Consider the following 19290-nt stretch of genomic DNA (forward strand, 5'->3'; position numbering starts at 1 on the left):
AATTTCATGAATGGATTGATGGTTGAAGGAACAGCGGAACAAGCAATTATTGATCTTTTGCTTAAAAATGGTCTCTTAACGTTGAGCAAGGATAATTTGATTCAAAGTCCGCAAAACGAATTTTATCAGGTAGGATTAAATGCAAAAAAATTCCAACGCGATTTTTTAAATCATGAGTTTGACAATGTTTATGTACATGTTGTGCTAGATGATCCTAAGAAAAGGTTGAAACTTTATAATGTAGATCAACTTATTTATTATGTAACTAGGGAAGAAATTGAAGCAATTCAGCTTTACGCATATCCTGAGTGGAAAGAGCAGTACTTGAGATTTGTTAACAGTAATTCAAAGCACAAAAATATTGATTGCAAACCAAGTGCATTTTTTAAGAGTGAAGATGGTCTGGGAATAAAAAATATAAAGAAGTATGACTATGTTTATGATTTATGGGTTAATAATATAGGTGGACTTGTTAATGCAATTAAGAGTGTAAAAAACGAAATGCATAAGAAAAATTCTATTCAAAAATGTTTTAATGGTAGAAAAAAGAGTAAGAAAGTTGAATATAAATACCTAGCTGATTTACTCATGCTTTAAATTTAACTAATGCGTCCATTATGGGCGTTTTTCTTTTACCCTTAAAAAGGAGGCGAGGCAATGCATATATTTACAATCCATTCTTTTCTGAGTCTTAGCTGGGCTGAATGGGGCTCCATTCTAGTAATTGGAACCGCCGTATTTGGGGGGGCACATAAGTTAATCGCCAATTTAATTGATAAAGTCCTTAATCCAATCAACCAGAATCTTCAAAAGTTCAATAAAAACATTGAAGACTGGAATGAATGGCACAAACACGCCAATAAACGATTTGAAAATGGTGATAAGCACTTTATTCGCCATGATGAACAATTAAGAGATCACGAACGTCGAATTACAAATTTGGAGGAACAAAACAAATGAACGTCATTAACGAAATTCCATCATATTTAATTACGGTTACCGCTTCGGTAGCCTTTTTTATTGCCTTGAAACTAATGCAAAACTTTATTCACGCCAAAGTTATCCACGCAAAGACCGAAACTTCCCGTGCTGCTTGGTTATGTGCGGCCCAACTTGCGGATAACGCGGTAGCTTCTTTAGTCGGCAAAGATATAGCCGGTCATGAGAAGTTTCGTCAAGCAACGGATATTGTCCAACAGGCGCTTCAAAAGCAGGGTATCAAGAATATCGACCTTAACGCCATCGAGACCCTTGTTCAATCAGCTTATGAAAAGTCTGCATTGACACCCACCGTTGATCCGACATCGCAACAAGAACAATCGACTAAAACTGCCACTATTCCAGCCGGCCAAGCGCCAGCAATTGATCCAATGAAAGGAGAAGAATAATATGCGTAATCAATTTATCGATGTTTCAAGTTACCAACCAGATACTGTTGCCTTTTTCCAAGCTGTGAAAGCTCAAGGTGCATTAGGGGTCGTTGTTAAGTTAACGGAAGGGTCCGAAGATGGTTCGGCTTATGTTAATCCACGTGCGGCCGCTCAAATTCGTAATGCCTTAGCAGTTGGCTTGCGCGTATCCTGTTACCACTTTGCCCGTTACACATCCGTGGCCGATGCACAAAACGAAGCGCGGTTCTTCGTTAAGATCGCTAAGCAGTTCGGTATGTATGATGATACTTTGATGATTGATGATGCGGAAGTTCATTCGGCAGCAGATTATCAATCAGCATCACTAGCCTTCCTCCAAGAAGTAGAAGCTCTAGGTTACAAAAATACTGGGATTTACTCCATGAAATCCTTCTTCACTGGTGGTATTCTTAATTCACATGGCTTTGATTCCCGGAAGATTTGGATTGCCGGCTATGGTGTGACTGAACTGGGGATTGATAACGCAAGTGCATGGCAATATTCTGATCATAGCATCATGGGAATTGATACCAGTTATGACTTTGATGGCGCCTTTACGACTGGTTCAGTATCAGGCAATGTTCCGCAAGTTGTTATTCCAGAACCTAAGCCGGTGCAACACGTTGGCCATCCAGCAAGCGGAACCTACATTGTCCAACCAGGTGATACATTGAGTGGAATTGCGGAAAAATACGGAACTACTTACCAGAACCTCGCAGCAATCAATGGGATCGGAAATCCAAACCAGATCAATGTCGGCCAAGTCCTCAAAGTCACCGGAAAAGCATCAAACGAAAATACTTACTTTGTTCAATCAGGCGATACGTTATCCGGAATCGCCGTCAAATTCGGCACCACTGTCTCTGACCTCGTAAGCCGTAATCACATTGCTAACCCGAATGTAATTTATGTAGGTCAAAAACTTTACTTAGCCGGCAACGGTCAATCCAATGCTTATACTGTCCAAGCAGGGGATACATTAAGTGGAATTGCAGCTAAGTTTGGCAAGACCTGGCAATCATTAGCTCAAAAGAATGGAATAGCAAATCCTAGCGTGATTTTTGTTGGTCAAACAATTCAGATTTAATATAATAGTAAAAATTAGCGAAACACCCTGGTAACCGTATATGGTCACTAGGGTGTTTTCATGTTATATTAAAAAATAAAATAAGGTTAGGTGATAATTAGTGTCAGAGCTCTTAAATGAGATAGTAAAAAATATCACACATAAAATGGGAACTGTGGGATTTTGGTTGATTTCCTTGCTTTTAGAATTTATACCGTATGTTTACAAGATGGTTCAAGAATTACTTGGAATTTTAGATGAAAATCTCAGAAAAGCTTTTTTTATTTCTGAACAATTACTAGCATTAGTTTTGTTATGTTATTTAATTGCGGCGTTTATAATAATATGTTTTAAGAAGCCTATTGGTCAAAAAATGATACTTCGCTACAATAATATTATCTTGTACCCTGGGATTATGTGGCTACAGCTTTTAATATTTCCATATATAATTCAACAGTACTATACTAATCACGGAATAACATCATTTTCTGACCTTCCTATTGTCTTCTTAATAAGTATGGAAGTTATATTAACATTTTTTATTATAAAGGATATTAATAAAAGTTAATTCTCCATACAGTGCGTTTGTGATATTCACATTACTATATAAACTTTAAGGCCACCACTTTATATAGTTGAATAATTGTAAACTTCTTACCACATTTTTACCACCTAACGTTACATGCTTATCAAATTAAGCTTAATTTTTCTAAAATTTCTCCAATGCTAAAACGCTTATAATGCCAGTAATTTCAATGCCTTGATTAGTTTGCTGAAATTAAGTGAATACAGCTTAAAACAATCAACATAATAAGAAGCCTTTATGGCCGTTTTGAAGACCGATGAGCAATTGGACGAGAAGTAAAAGTTGATATAATAGACTTTTAAATATTTAAAAATCACAAAGTAGACCAATCTATAGACCAATTAAAGTGTTTTGCCCACCATTTGCCCACCAGAAACAAAAAGTTCGAGGTTATTCATGACTTCGAACTTTTTATTTTTTATCATAATGATCAGGTAATAATAAATGGCGTATTATAGAGAGGAGAATCATTGTTATGTCTCTAAATATAAAGGGAGGAAACTTACTTATGCAAAATAAAGATGCGTGTACGTCAATTATGGTTGGGAAAAAGGCATCACTGGATGGCATTGTTTATATTGCAAGAAATGAAGATCGGGTAAAAGCAATCGAGCCTAAACGTTTTTTAGTTAAACCGGCAGTAGCGGACCGCCATAAAACTTATGTATCGCCATACAATAAAGTAACGGTTCCATTGCCAACAAGCAGCATGCGGTACACATCAACACCCTCATTAGATCAAACTGCTGGTCCGAATGAGGAAGATGGAATTAACGAAGCCAATGTTGCAGCTTCATTTACTGAAAGTGTCTATGCTAATGATCGAGTATTAGCTTATGACCCCTTTATCAAAAATGGGTTAGCTGAAGATTCGCTGTGCACCTTAGTCTTGCCATTTATTCACTCTGCTCGGGATGGAGTTGAGTATACTGGAAAATTAATTGCTAAATATGGTTCTGCAGAAGGTAACGGGATGCAATTTGCTGATAAAGATAATATTTGGTATATGGAAGTAGTAACAGGTCACCAATGGGTTGCGGTTCGTATTCCCGATGATTGTTACGCAGTCACGCCTAACCAGGTGGCGATTGAAGATATTGATTTTAACGATCCTGATAATTATATGTGGTCTGAGGGAATTCAAAAATTCGTCGAAGAACACCAATTAAACCCTGACCATAATCGTTGGGATTTCCGTCATATTTTTGGAACAAGTACGCAAAAAGATCGCCATTATAACACACCACGGACTTGGTTTGCGCAACGTTACCTTAGTCCGCAAGCATCTCAAGGGCAAACCCCAGAAGATGCAGAGATGCCATTTATTCGTAAAGCCGAGTTTAAAATTGCCCATGAAGATATTCAGTACGTCCTAAAATCTCATTTTAATGAAACGCCCTTTGACCCAATGACTGCTGGCCCAGAAAGTAAAAAATACCGGGCAATTTCATTATCACGAACAGCACAGTCACATATTCTACAAGTTCGCGATACTAAAAAATATAAATCAAGTATTCATTGGATTGAATTAGGAGTACCGGCTTTTAATCCTTATGTTCCATTCTTTGCCAATGCAGATGATACTGACGAATCTTACCGAAACGTTCCAGCAACAATGGATTTAAAATGTGCTTTTTGGTTAAATGAGGCTTTAGCAGAAGTAGTAGAAAGCCATTATCATGAATTTATTGAAAAAGATGAAGCATATCAAAAGGAATTGAATGAATGGGCACGACGAAAGATCGCTGAAGTTGACAAGAAAGCAGTAAAACTTACCGGTCAAGCACTGATAGATTACCTAACTAAGCAAAATCATGAAATTGCAGTCCATTATAATCAACGGACGACGGAACTTTTCTATGAACTATTAACTGCTGGTTGTGAACTTTCAAAAATGTCATTTAAGATGGATCCCAATCTTTAACTTTTGTCCATTGACTTCTTACACTTTAAGATTAAAATATAATTAACTTAAAATGAGAGAAGGATGAAGATGAGGATCAAGGAAAAGGCAGAACGTCAATATTTACAGGATGTTTTTACTAAATTAGGTTTTTCTGCAGAAGATAGTGATTTATTAGCTGATACGCTTGTTGATGCAGATTTGCGTGGTATTTCTTCGCATGGTATTCAACGGTTAGCGTGGTATCGGCGCATGATTAAGGAAGGGACAATTAAGCCTCAAAATAAGGCAAAAATTATTCGAGAATTACCAGGAACAGTACTTGTTGATGCTAATCAAAATATGGGACAGCTTGCAACAGTTTTAGCAACCAATAAAATTATTGAAAAGGCTAAGCGGACAGGGGTAGCAATAGCAGTAATTCGTAACTCAAACCACTTTGGGACTGCAGGGTACTATACCTGCTTAGCGCTAAAAGCAGGGTTAGTTGGAATTGCGCTTACCAATACGCGGCCACTAGTTGTCCCAACCAACGCAACGCAGGCCTTTTTAGGTTCTAATGCCTTTGCCTTTGGCTTTCCTGCTTCTCCTCATCCATTTATGTTTGATGGGGCGACTTGTGTTGTTTCTGGTGGTAAAATTCAGGTTCATGCTAAAAAGGGTGAGAAGCTCCCGGGTGAATGGGCAGTTGATGGGCAACGTCAGTTAGTAACAGATGCTGAAAAAGCAGAAGATATTCTTGCCACTGCGGCATTTACAGAGGGGGAACAAAAGGGCGGCGGTGTCCTAACTCTTGGTGGTAATAGTGAAGCAAATTCAAATTATAAGGGAATGGGTAACTCCCTAGTGATTGAATTATTAACAGGGATTTTGGCTCAAGGTTCAATTTCAGCAGATACTGTTAGTGGTAAACACGATTTTAGTCAATTTGTAATGGTATTTGACCCAGCCTTTTTCGGTGATCCAGAGGTTCTTAAAAAAGATGCTACGGCAATGCTTGACCGGGTTCGGCAACTTGAGCATGTACCTGGCAAAGAAATTTGGGTGCCAGGTGACCGTGAGTACCGTCTTTTAGCAACAAATCAAGAAAAAGGCGTATTAATTGATAAAAAAGCTTATCAAGAGATGAAAGAAATTGGTGACGAATTAGCCGTTTCTGTTCCCCAATCAAATTAAGTGCTTTCTAAAATATACGTTTCCTAACTTAGGATCCTGAAAGTGGTAAACTGGGGTTATTAGGGAAAAAGGAGCGTTATAAAAATGGAAAATCGCGAATTAGTAATGTTTTGGCTTGCTGGTGATCACCGATTAGCAATTCAAAAAGGCTTAACTCCCGCAATTTTGGCGAGTGAACTTAAGAAAAAAGGCTATCAGGATGGTTTAATAAAAGACTTTCTCAATGATTTTGCTCGCGATTTAAAAAACGACCACTAATAATTATGGGACCAATATTTGACCAAACAAAAAAACTCTCAACGTTTATTACAGACGTTGAGAGTTTTTAATGTAAAATAAACTAACTAATTTATCTTTCCAATATTAGTAGGATTACTACTTAATAATTGAGGTTAGTTATTTTGTAACTTTGCCATACCGTTCTTAGCAACTTCTTCCAATTGCTTTGCAGAATCAGCCATAGCCTTCTTTTCACGGTCATTAAGAGGAACTTCGATAACCTTAGCAACACCAGAAGCATTAACAACAGCTGGAGTACCAATGTAAAGGTCGTTGAGGCCGTATTCACCGTTCATTGGGGCACCGATTGGGAGAACAGAGTTTTCATCACGAAGAATAGCCTTAGAAATCCGCATCAAAGCGGTAGCAACACCGTAGAAAGTAGCACCCTTACGGTTAATGATTTCGTAAGCCTTGTTACGAACATCATCTTCAATCTTAAGTAATTCATCGTCTGAAATACCTTCATCCTTAGTAATGTCAAGTAATGGCTTACCACCGATAGTAGCACTTGAGAAGGCAGCAAATTCTGAATCACCGTGTTCACCCATAATGTTAGCAATAACATCACGTGGGTCTACGTGAAGCTTCTTAGCAAGAGCAACACGTAGACGAGCTGAATCAAGTGAAGTACCAGAACCGACAACCTTGTTCTTAGGGAAGCCAGAAAGCTTTTGAACAGCGTAAGTAAGGATGTCAACGGGGTTAGCAGCAACTAAGAAGATACCGTCAAAACCAGACTTAACAATTGGTTCAACAACAGACTTGATAATCTTCAAGTTTTTGTCAACTAATTGAAGACGAGTTTCACCAGGCTTTTGCGGAGCACCTGCAGTGATGACTACTAAGTCAGCATCTTTGCAAGTATCGTAATCTGCAGAGTAAATATTCTTAGGAGCAGTGAAGGCAGTAGCATCTTCAAGATCCATTGCGTCTCCTTCAGTCCGTTCCTTAATAATATCAACAATAGCGAATTCTTCAGCGATTCCTTGTTGGGCCATTGCAAAAGCATAGCTAGAACCTACAGCACCGTCACCAACAAGAACAACCTTTTGATGATTCTTAGACATAATAAACAGTCTCCCTTTCATCTTATGTATAATACATTATTTGAGATTTCTCTCACAGTAACGATTATAACATTCCTTGTGAAAATTACTATAAAATTCAAAAAAGTCTTCTCAATAAATTAACTTGTGAAGATACCAGCGCCTAAAATAATCGCAGCTAAAAGAATTGCGGGCCAGAGTAAGACATGCACAAGTGCCCCTACTAGAAGGACTAGCATAATTAAACCAATAAATTTAATAGTAAGAAGTCCGACTTTCCATAATAACCAACAAGCAAGAATAGCAATTAAGATACTCACTTAATCAATCACCTTCCATTAATATTGTGAAATTAGTATAGCATTTTTTCTGAAAATTAAAGTTTAAACATAGATTAAACTTTGGAACAATGCAGACCTGTGCTAAAATATACCTATCTAAGGAGATTAATTTAATTGATCAGGAATAAAAATAGAGGAGGTGGTTACCATTCTGAATAGAACTAAGCAGTTTATGCGCGATAATGATTTAATGTATAAAAAAGAGTACATTCGGCCAATGATGACACCCCAACACGTATATGTGTTCCGTTTCGGCAAACACAAACTAAATAATCGGGTAATTGTTCGATATTCTCATACGTGGACTGGACGATTAAAGATTAATGAGATTGATGTTCGTCTCCATCACCAGCATCATCCCCGTATTTTCTTGACTGAGTCCGACTTAATTGATTACTTGAACCATCATCTCGACAAAGAAAAGAAACGTGAACAAGAACGACCACATATTAATGAGGCTGATGAAAAAAATAATTAGCCTTTATTAATCATCATTTATCGTGACCATTTGATTAGTTTGTGGTCACGATTTTATTATTTAAGGAGGCCATTAAATGGATTGGACAGCAGTCAAAGTAATAACCACAAGTGAGGCAGTAGAGGCAGTTAGTTATATTCTTACCGATGAGGGTGCCCAAGGCGTACAAATTGAAGATGCAGCCGATTTTCAGGACCTACATAAGGGTAAATATGGCAACCGTGGTGAATTTATTGATCCATCATCAATCCCGCATCGGCAGAGCGGGGCCGCAGTAACTGGCTATTTTCCACAAGATATCTTTGTTCCAGAACTATTGCCTACGATTCATCAACGAGTTGCTAAATTAAGTGATTATGGTTTAAATCCTGGTGAAAATAAGGTCTCTGCCGAAGTGGTTGATAATCAAAAATGGGCTACGGTATGGCAAAAATATTATCATCCACTGCGCGTAACAAATCAGCTGACGATTGTACCTCAATGGGAAGCGTATCATCCAGAAGATCAGCGTGAAAAATTGATCTACCTTGATCCGGGGATGGCATTTGGAACTGGTACCCATCCTACGACACGGCTAATGCTAGAAGCGTTAGAAAAAGTAATCACAGGTAATGAATATGTGATTGATGTAGGGACAGGCTCCGGTGTTTTAAGTATTGCCGCCAAACTTTTAGGAGCGGGTAAGATTGATGCCTATGATATTGACGAGGTTGCCGTTAATTCTGCAAAAAAAAATCTAGCGTTAAACCCCGATGCTCAGGGTGTCCATGTTGGTATTAATAGTTTACTAGATGGAATCCATACCCAAGCTGATATAGTTGTTGCTAATATTTTGGCGGAGGTTATCGTACCCTTAATTCTACAAGCATACGTGAACTTACGGCCAGGCGGAAAATTTTTAGTATCTGGAATTATTGACGACAAAGCCTCATTGATTCGCCGGAAACTTCGTGAACAAGGTTTTATTATTGAGGATGAGCAGCAAATGAAAGATTGGCATGGCATGATTGCATCTAAACCAATTGAGGTGAAATAAATGCAACGATATTTTATTAATGTTGATCCAGCACAAGAAATTATTTTGCCACAAGAACCTGCGCATCACCTATTAAAAGTAATGCGTGCAAAAATAGGTACAAGGGTTGAAGTAGTTTTGGCAGATCAGTATGTGTATATCGCTGAACTAATCGCAACAGCTCCAGTGGCTAAGCTAAAAATTACCCAAAAGCTATCTAATAATAGTGAACTGCCAGTTTCAGTAGTATTAGCATGCGGTGTTCCAAAAACAAAGGAAAAGCCAGAATTAATTGTTCAAAAAGCCACTGAATTAGGAGCAACTAAAATTGTTTTTTTTGAAGCAGCGCGTTCAATTAGCCACTGGCAAGAAAATAAACGAGAACGAAAAATTACTCGTTTACAAAAAATAGCTGAATCCGCAGCCGAACAATCTCATCGTAATAAAATTCCCCAAATTGAGTATTGTGATAATTTAACCCAGCTATTAAATAACTATCAGGCAACTAAGCGTGTGGTTGCATGGGAAGAATCTGCTAAGCAAGGCGAAACGAGTGCTTTATCGCAGCAATTTCAGAACTTAAAAACAGGTGATTCAATTCTTGCTATCTTTGGCCCAGAAGGTGGTTTGACATCTGATGAAGTTAGTCAAATGAATAGCACTGGAGTAGTATCTGTTGGTCTTGGACCACGAATCTTACGGACAGAAACGGCACCGCTGTATTTTATGGCAGCAATTTCATATGCAACAGAATTGTTATAATGAATACACCCTACTTATGGTAAAATATATGACAACTTTAATCGGTGATTCAAAACTGAATATAGGTGTTGAAAGAGAATGAATTTTATGAAAAAAGCATGGCAAAGGTTGGATAAACAGTTGTGGTTATCCAGTATTTTAGTCGGAATGGTATTAACATTAATTATTGATAAGCTTCCTTTTGTGACAAGGGTAGCGATGGTAGAGCTCATTTTAATTTTAGTTAATGGCCTTTTTAGTATCTGGACAGGATATTGGATTTACAAGCATCAAGGAAAATGGCTGGAATTATTTATTTTCCCATTCTTTTATTTCATTACTGCTTATTTCTTTATGCCACGGTATACGTATTATTTTGCTCTTGCTTACTTAGCATTAGCATATTTGTCATGGTCATTACGACAGCAAAAATAACTGGAGGGAGGGGATCTAATGTCAGAATTAAAAGAATTAACACATGAAGACGTTCGAGAAATTGTTAGTTCGTATATGAATGAAGAACATGTTGCTTTGGTTGAAAAAGCTTATCACTTTGCTGAAGTTGCTCATCATGACCAACGACGTAAATCAGGCGAGCCGTATATTATCCATCCAATCCAAGTAGCTGGGATTTTAGCAAACTTGCATATGGATCCAGAGACTGTTTGTGCTGGTTACTTGCACGATATCGTCGAAGATACGGGAGCAACGCTAAGTGATATTCAGGAGCTTTTCGGCCCAACTATTGCCATGATTGTTGATGGTGACACTAAGCTTGGGAAGATTCGCTATAAATCAAATAAAGAGCAAATGGCAGCAACGCACCGTAAACTTTTATTAGCAATGTCTAAAGATATTCGCGTTATGATTGTAAAACTTGCTGATCGTCTTCATAATATGCGAACGTTAAAACACCTGCGCCCAGATAAGCAACGACGAATTTCCAATGAAACGCTTGAGATTTATGCACCAATTGCCGATCGGTTGGGAATTAGTACAATTAAATGGGAGCTTGAAGATCTTTCACTTCGTTACCTAAATCCACAACAATATTATCGAATTGTACATTTGATGAATTCACGGCGGGATCAGCGAGTAGATTATATTGATGATTCTATTAAGTTAATAAAAAAGGCAATTGCTGACCTTGACCTAGGACCCAATGTTGAGATTTATGGCCGACCAAAGCATATTTATTCTGTTTATCGCAAAATGGTTACCCAACATAAACAATTTAGTCAAATTTATGATCTTCTGGCAGTTAGAATTGTAGTGGATTCAATTAGGGATTGTTATGCTGCCCTTGGTGCGATTCATACTAACTGGAAGCCGATGCCAGGGCGATTTAAGGACTATATTGCAATGCCTAAAGCAAATGGTTATCAGTCCCTTCATACTACGATTATTGGTCCAGAGGGACGCCCGCTAGAAGTACAGATTCGGACACATAAAATGCATGAGATCGCAGAATATGGTGTTGCTGCTCACTGGGCTTATAAAGAAGGAAAGACAAATGGTATTCAACAGACCCAAGATAGTCAAAAGCTAAACGTCGTAAAAGAAATTTTAGAGTTACGAAGCGAGAGTCAGGGTACTGATGAATTTATGCAGGGTATTCAAAGCGATATCTTTACTGATAAGGTTTATGCTTTTACCCCTAAGGGCGATGTAATTGAGATGCCTAAGGGATCAGGACCGCTTGATATGGCCTATCAGATCCATACAGAAGTTGGAAATCATACGACTGGGGCAAAAGTTAATGGACGAATTGTACCATTAGATTATGAGATTAAAAATGGTGATATCGTTGACATCCTTACATCATCATCGTCAGCAGGACCAAGCCGTGACTGGTTTGACCTCGTTTCAACTCGGCGGGCGCGAAATAAGATTCGCCAATTTTTCCGTGCTCATGACCGCGAAAAGAATATTGAACAAGGAAAGCAGTTATTGGAAAACGAACTGCGTGAAGCGGGATATTCACCAGCAGAACTTATGACCGATGAAAAGTGTGAAGAAGTCGCTAAAGAATCTCATTATAATAGTAGTGATGATATGTTTGCGGCTCTTGGATTTGGCGATTTAGCACCTGTAGGCATTCGGAATCGGTTTACTGCTGATATTCGCCAGCAGGCAGAGAGCGACCGTCAGCAAGCAGCTGAAAAAGCAGTCCTTGAAGACCACCAAACCCTTGAAAAACCTAATGAACGTGAAAAGCAAAAGCAGGCTAAAGCTTCAAGTGAGGGCGTGGTAGTTGAAGGCGTTGATAACCTTCTTGTTCGCTTAAGCCATTGCTGTAGCCCGATTCCTGGCGATGCCATCACTGGTTATATTACTAAAGGACGTGGAGTTTCGGTTCACCGTGATGATTGTCCCAATATTAAAGCAGCGCGAAAAAATGGCGAACGGATTGTTAGCGTGTATTGGGCAAATCCTAATGGGGATAAGACTAACTACAATGCTGACCTTGAAGTTCAAGGTTATAACCGGAATGGGTTATTAAATGATGTTCTTAAGTCAGTTAATAATAGTACCCGGTTCTTAAATTCCGTTAATGGTAAGGTTGACCATAATAAGATGGTAACGATTAGTTTGATTATTGGTGTCCGTAACCTACGTCAATTACAACTAATTATGGATAGCTTAAAAAACATTCCCGATGTGTATGTCGTTAAGCGAATTATTCGTTAGGAGGATTAACGTGCGAGTTGTTTTACAAAAAGTAAATCATGCGGCTGTTTCGATTGATAATGCGGTTGTTGGAAAAATCAATCAAGGATACCTCCTTCTAGTAGGATTTGCTCCAGATGATGGTGAGGAACAGATTGATTACCTTGTTCATAAAATTACTAATCTACGGGTCTTTGAAGATGAAAATGGTAAGATGAATAAGGGGCTGCGAGACGTTAATGGAGCGATTTTATCAGTTTCACAATTTACTTTATACGCTGATACTAAACATGGTAATCGGCCCGGCTTTTCTCAAGCGGCCCGACCAGAAATTGCCGAGCCATTGTACGATTTGTTTAATCAAAAATTGGCGGCAACCGGTATTCGTGTAGAAACTGGTCAATTTGGTGCCATGATGAAAATAGACCTTGAAAATGATGGTCCAACGACAATCTTGTATGAACGATAGGTAGTAAAAGAGAGCGTGAAGAAGGCTCTAGTGTTCAGCTTTTTTGAACACCAGAGCCTTTTTGTGTACTGTGCTATAGAATTTTTAACTATAAGGAGCCTTATGTGACAGCTCCATATTTTTAATCAGAAAATATTACAGGACAAGTTCAACTGCTGATAAAGCCTAGCCTGCTATGGGAGGTGAAACTACGAACGAGATAAGCTAGCTCACGCCTGCTTTCTTTACTAGTATTGGCTTAAAATTCGATCAACGGCGCCACCGTAGCTTTCACCGAATAAAATTAAATGCATGCATAAGTAGTAAAAACGATACCACGATAATCGTTCATCAAGTTGGTCGTCAAATGGGAAAATTTGACTATATGCATGGTAGAAGCTATTATCAAAACCGCCAAAAACCGTAGTCATGGCTAAGTCAAATTCCCGATCGCCATATACAGCGTCGGGATCAATTAAGAATGGTTCATGATTACCAGCAAACAAAAAGTTACCAGCTCATAAGTCGCCATGGAGTAGGCTAGGTTTTACCTCATGCTGGCGATAAAAATTGCTAAACTGCTTGACCATTTGGGAGTAATGCGCTTGCCGCCATTTATTCCAACGACCACGTTCGCTTGCTACCGTTACTTCTGGTTCTAATCGCTGGTTAACGTAAAAATCAACCCAGTCAGAGTTCCAAGAATTATTCTTAATAAGGGCTTTTGTTTGGTGATTTTCCATAAAGCCAAACTTATCATGGTAGTGTTGATGCATCTTTGCAACAGCATAACCTAGATCAGCTTGATTGCCCCACGTTTCGTCAAGCCAGTTAAGAATTAGATAAGCATTATCATCGATTTCACCGTGGTAAAGTGGAGTAGGAGTATTTATAATTTTGCCGATTGCCTTAAGACCACTAATTTCGTGCTTAAAATAGTCCTGCTTATGTTTGGGTTGAACCTTAATAAAAAACTTTTTTCTGTCACTAGTAATTATTTGATAAGCAAGGTTAATATCGCCACCGCTTACTGGTTTAACAGAAGTGATATCAGTTAAAGGGAGTTTCTTAAACCAAGCAGTATTTAAGTTGTTCATCGTATTAGGCCTCCTTGATTAGTCTTAACTTATTTATAACATTTTGAAGCAACTAGTGTTAAGCAAAATTTATTTGTTAGGTGAGTGTTGACTTTTAAGATGCTTTCGAGTATGGTAAAAATGTAAATTAAAGAATATTAATAGCTTTTGATAAAGAATGCTTGAGTATCTGGTATTAGCAGCGATTGGAGATGGGTGAAAGCTCCAAGAATCCAGCCTCAATTGACACTTTTGAAGCTGAGCATTATTGCTCCGTCGTTTGACGTTATCTTTGAGTGATACCAAGGTGGTACCGTGCATTTGCACCCTTGTAATTTCAAGGGTGCTTTTTTATTTAAATTGTTATTAATGATATTGAAAGAGGTAAGCGGAGAATGAAGAGAACAAATTACGCTGGGAATACAAATGAACAGCAAGTAGGTCAAGAAGTGGTTTTAAAAGGATGGGTTGCTAAGCGGCGTAATCTTGGTGGCCTTATTTTCATTGACTTATGGGATCGAGAAGGAATTGTTCAATTAGTATTTAACGAAAAGGAAAATCCAGAAGCATTTAAGATTGCTAATGCTGTTCGTAACCAATACGTTCTTGAGGTTCAGGGAAAGGTTCAATTACGGGCAGAAAAAGAAATTAATCCTGATATGAAGACAGGGAAGGTTGAAGTTGCCGTTGATAATGTCAAGGTTCTCGCCAAGTCTGAAACGACACCATTTGATATTGTCGATAATGTTGATGCTTCGGAAGATTTACGGATGAAGTACCGTTACCTTGACCTCCGGCGTCCCGAAATGATGCGTAACCTTAAACTACGGAGTAAAGTTGCTTCAATTGTTCATAATTACTATGATAATGAGGGATTTATGGATGTTGAGACTCCAGATTTAACGCGGTCTACACCTGAAGGGGCCCGGGATTACATTGTGCCATCCCGGGTTTATCCTGGTCATTTCTATGCATTGCCACAATCACCACAATTATTTAAGCAATTATTAATGGCCGCCGGAGTAGATAAATATTACCAGTTAGCTCGTTGCTTCCGTGATGAAGATCTTCGTGGTGATCGGCAACCAGAATTTACGCAAATTGATACCGAAATGAGTTTTGCTACTCCTGAAGATATTCAAACCGTTACGGAAGGTTTAATTAAACGGGTAATGAAAGAAATCGTGGGTGTTGATGTTAAGACTCCTTTCCCACGAATGGAATGGCAAGAAGCAATGGATAAGTACGGTTCAGACAAACCAGATACGCGGTTTGGCATGTTGATTCATGATCTTTCTGATATTGTAAAAGACAGTTCATTTAAGGTCTTTGCTAATACTGTGGCTGATGGAAATTATGTTCGGGCGATTCGTGTTCCTGGTGGTGCTGACAAATATTCACGAAAAGATATCTCGAAGTATGAAGATTACATTAAGCGATTTGGTGCAAAGGGACTTGCTTGGGTTAAAGTAACAGCAGATGGATACAATGGACCAGTTGCAAAATTCTTAAACGACCAGGCAGCACAAATCAATGCGGAAATGGATGCTAAGGATGGCGACTTGATTCTTATTGTTGCAGGCAGTTTCCATGTTGTTGCCGATTCTTTGGGTTATCTTCGTCGGGCAATTGCAGAAGAATTAGACATGATTAAGCCTAATCAATGGAATTACCTTTGGGTCGTTAATTGGCCAATGTTTGAATATGATGAAGGATTTGGTAAGTGGATTGCTGCCCACCATCCATTTACAATGTTAAATGAAGAAGACCTCCATTATCTTGAAGACGGTGAAGACCCGCATAAAGCTCACGCACAAAGCTATGATATTATCTTGAATGGTAATGAGATTGGTGGTGGATCGATCCGTATTCACGATCCAAAAGTTCAAGAAAAAGTTTTAAAGGCATTGGGATACACTAAGGAACGAGCAGAGGCCCGTTTCGGTTTCTTGCTTAAAGCTTTAACAATGGGAATGCCACCAGAAGGAGGATTAGCATTTGGATTAGATCGTTGGGTAATGCTTCTTGCCCAAGCTGATAATATTCGTGATGTTATTCCATTCCCTAAGAATTCTAAAGCAGTTGAACCATTGACTGCTGCTCCAGGGAAAGTTAGTCAACAACAACTTGATGACCTGAAAATTGAATTTGATGAAAAGGTTGATTACAAGCAAGATCAAGATCCCGCTGAACAATAATTTAATTTAAAATAAACCCTGCGAATAAGCGCACAGTTTTGACTGTATCGTTATTCACAGGGTATTTTTATTTCAAAATTTTCTTTAAGAAATCTTGCGCACGAGGACTAGTTGGATGACTGAAGAATTCTTCAGGAGTTCCAGTTTCTTGGATATAGCCATCTGCCATAAACCAAATTTGATCGGCAACTTCATGAGCGAATCCCATTTCATGAGTTACGACCACCATCGTCATCCCGGATTTTGCCAGGTCACGCATGACTTTTAGTACCTCATCAACCATCTCTGGATCAAGCGCGCTTGTTGGCTCGTCAAAAAGCATTACTTCAGGGTTCATTGCCAGGGCACGAGCAATCGCGACCCGTTGTTTTTGTCCTCCTGATAGTTGATCTGGGTATTGTGCCGCCTTATCTGCTAATCCGACTTTATCTAGTAAGGATAAGGCGGTTTTTTGTGCCGTTGCTTCATCGATTCCCTTAACTTTGACGGGCGCAATAGTAATATTTTTTAATACAGTCATGTTAGGGAAGAGGTTAAATCCTTGGAAGACCATTCCCATTTTTTCTCGTAATTGGTCAAGTTTTTTATCATTGAGACCGATTAATTCTTGTCCTTCAAAAAGAACTTGCCCGCTAGAAGGCTTTTCAAGGGCGTTAAGGCAACGAAGAAAGGTACTTTTACCAGCTCCAGAAGGTCCAATCACGCAAATTACCTGTCCTTTATCGACATGTTCGGAAATATCTTTTAAAACAATAGTATCTTTAAACTTTTTTTGTAAATTTTTTATTTCAATCATTTTAGTGGGCATGTTTCATTCTCCCCTCAAAGTAAAGTAAGATTCTTGAAAGTGTAAATGTAAGAATAAAGTAAATTATCATCGTGATAAATAATGGAAGAACTCCTTTATATGTTGCTGACTGAACTAACTGTGTTTGGTACATTAATTCAGTAACTCCAATCACGGATACCAGTGAACTATCTTTTAGCAATGTTATTAATTCATTACCTAGTGCGGGCCAAATATTCTTAAGCGCTTGCGGCATAATTACATAATGGAAAGTCTCATTCTTACTCATTCCTAAGCTTCGGGCAGCTTCTGTTTGACCAAGAGGAATTGATTGAATTCCAGAACGGATAATTTCAGCAACGTATGCTCCAGAATTTAACGAAACTGCAATAATCCCAGCAAGTAAAGCAGGTAAAGATTGAATAATTGCCCCAATACCAAAGTAGACAAACATGATTTGAACCATCATTGGTGTTCCCCGCAAGAACTCAATATAACAAACAGCAATTGAGTGTAGTAGTTTGTTATTTGATAACCGCATTAAGGCGAAGAGGGTTCCAAGAATGAAACCAAAGAAAACTGAAACAACGGTAATGATTAGGGTATACTCAATACCTTTTGCAAAATAACGCCAGTAACTAAGAACCGTGTTTTGCTTTTTGTAGCTCTTCATATACTGTGAGGCTTGGGGAATCCATTTTTTATTAATAAGGTTTTCGTCGTTCACCTTTTTAATTGTCTGGTTAGCGGCATTAACTAATGAAGTATCGCCCTTGGGGAAAGCCATTGCGATCCCACCAGCTGTATTTGGTAGTTTTGAATTGAAAGCATATAAGTTTGAGTTATTTGCGGCATAAGCCTTAGCAGTGGCGGCATCCATTAAAATTCCGTCATATTTATGTGATTGTAACCCAATTACGAGTGATGATAATTTTGCTAAACCTTTGCCATTTGCTTGCGGCATTTCCTTGGAGATAAGTGAAGATTGGAGTGTTCCATTTTGTGCTCCAACTGTCTTTCCATTGAAACTTTTGGCATTAACAAGCTTATCTTTGTCACTCTTATTTATTAGAAAATAGCTATCTCCAGAATAATAGGTGTTAGAAAAGTCAACGCTCTTCTTTCGTTCATTAGTAACGTTCATTCCAGAAATGATAGCATCGATCTTGCCGGTTTCCAATGCGACAAGGAGTGAATCAAAGTTCATATTTTTTATTACTAGTTTGACACCCAGATCTTTAGCGAATTGTTGTGCAAGCGAAACTTCAAAACCTACATATTTGGTTTTCCCATTTTGCTTAGTAGTAAACTCATAGGGAGGATAGTCAGCGCTTAAGCCGACCACTAAAGTTCCTTTTTGCTTAATTTTCTGAAGTGAATCATCACTTGCAATTTGCGATGTACTCGAAGCTGAGGTTGAACTAGACGAGTTCTCTTCAGCTGCTAATGCTGAAATCGGGGTGCATAATATTGGGAATGCAATGATTATCAACATTAATAAATGTTTAAAACCTTTCATAATCAATAGCTCCTTTGAATTTTGTAATAAATTTGTTGATATGTAATATACGCCTAAATGATTAATTATGCAATATAAAATAAATAAAAAGTATAATTATTCATATAAATGCATAATAATTACAAAAATATAAAAGCGTTTTCTTTCATCTGTACCACTTAGTATGGATATTCAAAGAATTTTTAATTTTTATTTAAAAGTGATATTGACAGGCTAAGTCATGTTGGGTACAATAGCTTTTGTAGTGAAAGGGAAGCTAGGTATCTGCTTCCTTGATACGTAACTTTAAGCTCGGAGGGAGGGAATCAACATGTCAAAAACAGTCGTTCGTAAGAATGAATCTTTAGACGACGCTCTTCGACGCTTTAAACGTTCGGTTTCACGTAACGGAACTTTGCAAGAATACCGTAAACGTGAATTTTACGAAAAGCCAAGTGTAAAACGCAAGTTGAAATCTGAAGCGGCACGGAAGCGTAAGAATAAGCGCAGTCGTCGTTACTAAAATGTGTGCTCTCACCTGTTGCCTGGTGAGAGCTTTTTTATATGAAA

20 protein-coding genes and 1 pseudogene are annotated in these 19290 nt (G+C 38.3%); 16 read left to right on the forward strand and 5 right to left on the reverse strand.

Annotated elements, in window-relative coordinates; translation table 11 throughout:
- Positions 1 to 6 precede the first annotated feature (6 nt).
- From DTK66_RS05430 to DTK66_RS05465, 8 genes are all read left to right on the forward strand, one after another.
- The gene (locus tag DTK66_RS05430; protein WP_191668011.1) at positions 7 to 597 is read left to right on the forward strand and encodes a hypothetical protein; all 591 of its coding nucleotides are present in this window, start codon (positions 7 to 9) and stop codon (positions 595 to 597) included.
- Positions 598 to 657: 60 nt separating this feature from the next.
- Positions 658 to 960 carry a hypothetical protein gene (locus tag DTK66_RS05435; RefSeq protein ID WP_191668012.1) on the forward strand — a complete coding sequence of 101 codons (303 nt, stop codon included), beginning with the start codon at positions 658 to 660 and terminating at the stop codon, positions 958 to 960.
- On the forward strand, positions 957 to 1388 hold the full coding sequence (locus DTK66_RS05440; protein ID WP_191668013.1) for a phage holin, LLH family: 432 nt from the start codon (positions 957 to 959) through the stop codon (positions 1386 to 1388). The genes DTK66_RS05435 and DTK66_RS05440 overlap by 4 nt, the downstream gene beginning before the upstream one ends.
- Before the next feature lies 1 nt (position 1389).
- A complete protein-coding gene (locus DTK66_RS05445) occupies positions 1390 to 2496 on the forward strand; it encodes a LysM peptidoglycan-binding domain-containing protein (RefSeq protein WP_191668014.1) in 1107 nt (368 codons plus the stop codon).
- A gap of 100 nt (positions 2497 to 2596) precedes the next feature.
- Positions 2597 to 3043, forward strand: a complete 447-nt coding sequence (locus DTK66_RS05450; RefSeq protein ID WP_191668015.1) for a hypothetical protein — start codon at positions 2597 to 2599, stop codon at positions 3041 to 3043.
- A gap of 526 nt (positions 3044 to 3569) precedes the next feature.
- On the forward strand, positions 3570 to 4985 hold the full coding sequence (locus DTK66_RS05455; RefSeq protein ID WP_191668016.1) for a C69 family dipeptidase: 1416 nt from the start codon (positions 3570 to 3572) through the stop codon (positions 4983 to 4985).
- Positions 4986 to 5054: 69 nt separating this feature from the next.
- Positions 5055 to 6140 (forward strand): Ldh family oxidoreductase, encoded by a 1086-nt coding sequence (locus DTK66_RS05460; protein WP_191668017.1) that lies wholly within the window; start codon positions 5055 to 5057, stop codon positions 6138 to 6140.
- Positions 6141 to 6224: 84 nt separating this feature from the next.
- Entirely contained in the window at positions 6225 to 6398 is a 174-nt protein-coding gene (locus DTK66_RS05465; RefSeq protein ID WP_191668018.1) for a hypothetical protein, read from the forward strand.
- Positions 6399 to 6532: 134 nt separating this feature from the next.
- On the opposite strand, the gene DTK66_RS05470 is transcribed toward DTK66_RS05465, so the two are convergent.
- Complete coding sequence (locus tag DTK66_RS05470; RefSeq protein WP_153931326.1) at positions 6533 to 7489, reverse strand: L-lactate dehydrogenase; 957 nt, start codon at positions 7487 to 7489, stop codon at positions 6533 to 6535.
- Positions 7490 to 7608: 119 nt separating this feature from the next.
- Positions 7609 to 7788, reverse strand: a complete 180-nt coding sequence (locus tag DTK66_RS05475; protein WP_191668019.1) for a hypothetical protein — start codon at positions 7786 to 7788, stop codon at positions 7609 to 7611.
- A 193-nt stretch (positions 7789 to 7981) separates the two neighbouring features.
- On the opposite strand from DTK66_RS05475, the gene DTK66_RS05480 reads away from it, so the two are divergent.
- The 6 genes from DTK66_RS05480 (at position 7982) to dtd (ending at position 13182) form a co-directional block, all read left to right on the forward strand.
- Positions 7982 to 8287 carry a hypothetical protein gene (locus DTK66_RS05480; protein ID WP_153931327.1) on the forward strand — a complete coding sequence of 102 codons (306 nt, stop codon included), beginning with the start codon at positions 7982 to 7984 and terminating at the stop codon, positions 8285 to 8287.
- A 76-nt stretch (positions 8288 to 8363) separates the two neighbouring features.
- Positions 8364 to 9323: a 50S ribosomal protein L11 methyltransferase gene (gene prmA, locus DTK66_RS05485; RefSeq protein WP_191668020.1), complete on the forward strand. Its 960-nt coding sequence runs from the start codon at positions 8364 to 8366 to the stop codon at positions 9321 to 9323.
- Positions 9324 to 10064, forward strand: a complete 741-nt coding sequence (locus DTK66_RS05490) for a 16S rRNA (uracil(1498)-N(3))-methyltransferase (RefSeq protein ID WP_153931329.1) — start codon at positions 9324 to 9326, stop codon at positions 10062 to 10064.
- A gap of 87 nt (positions 10065 to 10151) precedes the next feature.
- The gene (locus DTK66_RS05495; RefSeq protein WP_225209007.1) at positions 10152 to 10478 is read left to right on the forward strand and encodes a hypothetical protein; all 327 of its coding nucleotides are present in this window, start codon (positions 10152 to 10154) and stop codon (positions 10476 to 10478) included.
- An 18-nt stretch (positions 10479 to 10496) separates the two neighbouring features.
- Entirely contained in the window at positions 10497 to 12734 is a 2238-nt protein-coding gene (locus tag DTK66_RS05500) for a RelA/SpoT family protein (protein WP_153931331.1), read from the forward strand.
- A 10-nt stretch (positions 12735 to 12744) separates the two neighbouring features.
- Positions 12745 to 13182 carry a D-aminoacyl-tRNA deacylase gene (gene dtd / locus DTK66_RS05505; RefSeq protein WP_191668021.1) on the forward strand — a complete coding sequence of 146 codons (438 nt, stop codon included), beginning with the start codon at positions 12745 to 12747 and terminating at the stop codon, positions 13180 to 13182.
- A gap of 227 nt (positions 13183 to 13409) precedes the next feature.
- On the opposite strand, the pseudogene DTK66_RS05510 reads toward dtd, so the two are convergent.
- Positions 13410 to 14258, reverse strand: a pseudogene (locus tag DTK66_RS05510) (fructosamine kinase family protein).
- 374 nt (positions 14259 to 14632) lie between these two features.
- On the opposite strand from DTK66_RS05510, the gene aspS reads away from it, so the two are divergent.
- Entirely contained in the window at positions 14633 to 16435 is a 1803-nt protein-coding gene (gene aspS / locus DTK66_RS05515) for an aspartate--tRNA ligase (RefSeq protein WP_153931334.1), read from the forward strand.
- 67 nt (positions 16436 to 16502) lie between these two features.
- Here the strand turns inward: aspS and DTK66_RS05520 are convergent, their stop codons facing one another.
- Together DTK66_RS05520 and DTK66_RS05525 are read right to left on the reverse strand one after the other, a co-directional pair.
- A complete protein-coding gene (locus DTK66_RS05520; RefSeq protein ID WP_303645500.1) occupies positions 16503 to 17243 on the reverse strand; it encodes an amino acid ABC transporter ATP-binding protein in 741 nt (246 codons plus the stop codon).
- The gene (locus DTK66_RS05525; protein WP_191668022.1) at positions 17233 to 18741 is read right to left on the reverse strand and encodes an ABC transporter substrate-binding protein/permease; all 1509 of its coding nucleotides are present in this window, start codon (positions 18739 to 18741) and stop codon (positions 17233 to 17235) included. The genes DTK66_RS05520 and DTK66_RS05525 overlap by 11 nt, the downstream gene beginning before the upstream one ends.
- Before the next feature lie 310 nt (positions 18742 to 19051).
- Between DTK66_RS05525 and rpsU the strand changes: the two genes are divergently transcribed.
- Complete coding sequence (gene rpsU, locus DTK66_RS05530; RefSeq protein ID WP_003674289.1) at positions 19052 to 19243, forward strand: 30S ribosomal protein S21; 192 nt, start codon at positions 19052 to 19054, stop codon at positions 19241 to 19243.
- The last annotated feature ends 47 nt before the right edge of the window (positions 19244 to 19290 follow it).

The organism is Limosilactobacillus walteri, from assembly GCF_014830205.1.
GTDB lineage: Bacteria > Bacillota > Bacilli > Lactobacillales > Lactobacillaceae > Limosilactobacillus > Limosilactobacillus walteri.

Excerpts from the sequence above, each read along its gene's own strand:
- DTK66_RS05430 (WP_191668011.1), top strand. The coding sequence starts at position 7 with ATGAATGGATTGATGGTTGAAGGAACAGCGGAACAAGCAATTATTGAT.
- DTK66_RS05495 (WP_225209007.1), top strand. The coding sequence starts at position 10,152 with ATGAAAAAAGCATGGCAAAGGTTGGATAAACAGTTGTGGTTATCCAGT.
- aspS (WP_153931334.1), top strand. The coding sequence starts at position 14,633 with ATGAAGAGAACAAATTACGCTGGGAATACAAATGAACAGCAAGTAGGT.
- DTK66_RS05500 (WP_153931331.1), top strand. The coding sequence starts at position 10,497 with ATGTCAGAATTAAAAGAATTAACACATGAAGACGTTCGAGAAATTGTT.
- DTK66_RS05525 (WP_191668022.1), bottom strand. The coding sequence starts at position 18,741 with ATGAAAGGTTTTAAACATTTATTAATGTTGATAATCATTGCATTCCCA.
- DTK66_RS05445 (WP_191668014.1), top strand. The coding sequence starts at position 1,390 with ATGCGTAATCAATTTATCGATGTTTCAAGTTACCAACCAGATACTGTT.
- DTK66_RS05480 (WP_153931327.1), top strand. The coding sequence starts at position 7,982 with ATGCGCGATAATGATTTAATGTATAAAAAAGAGTACATTCGGCCAATG.
- DTK66_RS05455 (WP_191668016.1), top strand. The coding sequence starts at position 3,570 with ATGCAAAATAAAGATGCGTGTACGTCAATTATGGTTGGGAAAAAGGCA.
- DTK66_RS05440 (WP_191668013.1), top strand. The coding sequence starts at position 957 with ATGAACGTCATTAACGAAATTCCATCATATTTAATTACGGTTACCGCT.
- DTK66_RS05460 (WP_191668017.1), top strand. The coding sequence starts at position 5,055 with ATGAGGATCAAGGAAAAGGCAGAACGTCAATATTTACAGGATGTTTTT.
- DTK66_RS05520 (WP_303645500.1), bottom strand. The coding sequence starts at position 17,243 with ATGCCCACTAAAATGATTGAAATAAAAAATTTACAAAAAAAGTTTAAA.
- DTK66_RS05465 (WP_191668018.1), top strand. The coding sequence starts at position 6,225 with ATGGAAAATCGCGAATTAGTAATGTTTTGGCTTGCTGGTGATCACCGA.
- prmA (WP_191668020.1), top strand. The coding sequence starts at position 8,364 with ATGGATTGGACAGCAGTCAAAGTAATAACCACAAGTGAGGCAGTAGAG.
- rpsU (WP_003674289.1), top strand. The coding sequence starts at position 19,052 with ATGTCAAAAACAGTCGTTCGTAAGAATGAATCTTTAGACGACGCTCTT.
- DTK66_RS05435 (WP_191668012.1), top strand. The coding sequence starts at position 658 with ATGCATATATTTACAATCCATTCTTTTCTGAGTCTTAGCTGGGCTGAA.
- DTK66_RS05490 (WP_153931329.1), top strand. The coding sequence starts at position 9,324 with ATGCAACGATATTTTATTAATGTTGATCCAGCACAAGAAATTATTTTG.
- DTK66_RS05470 (WP_153931326.1), bottom strand. The coding sequence starts at position 7,489 with ATGTCTAAGAATCATCAAAAGGTTGTTCTTGTTGGTGACGGTGCTGTA.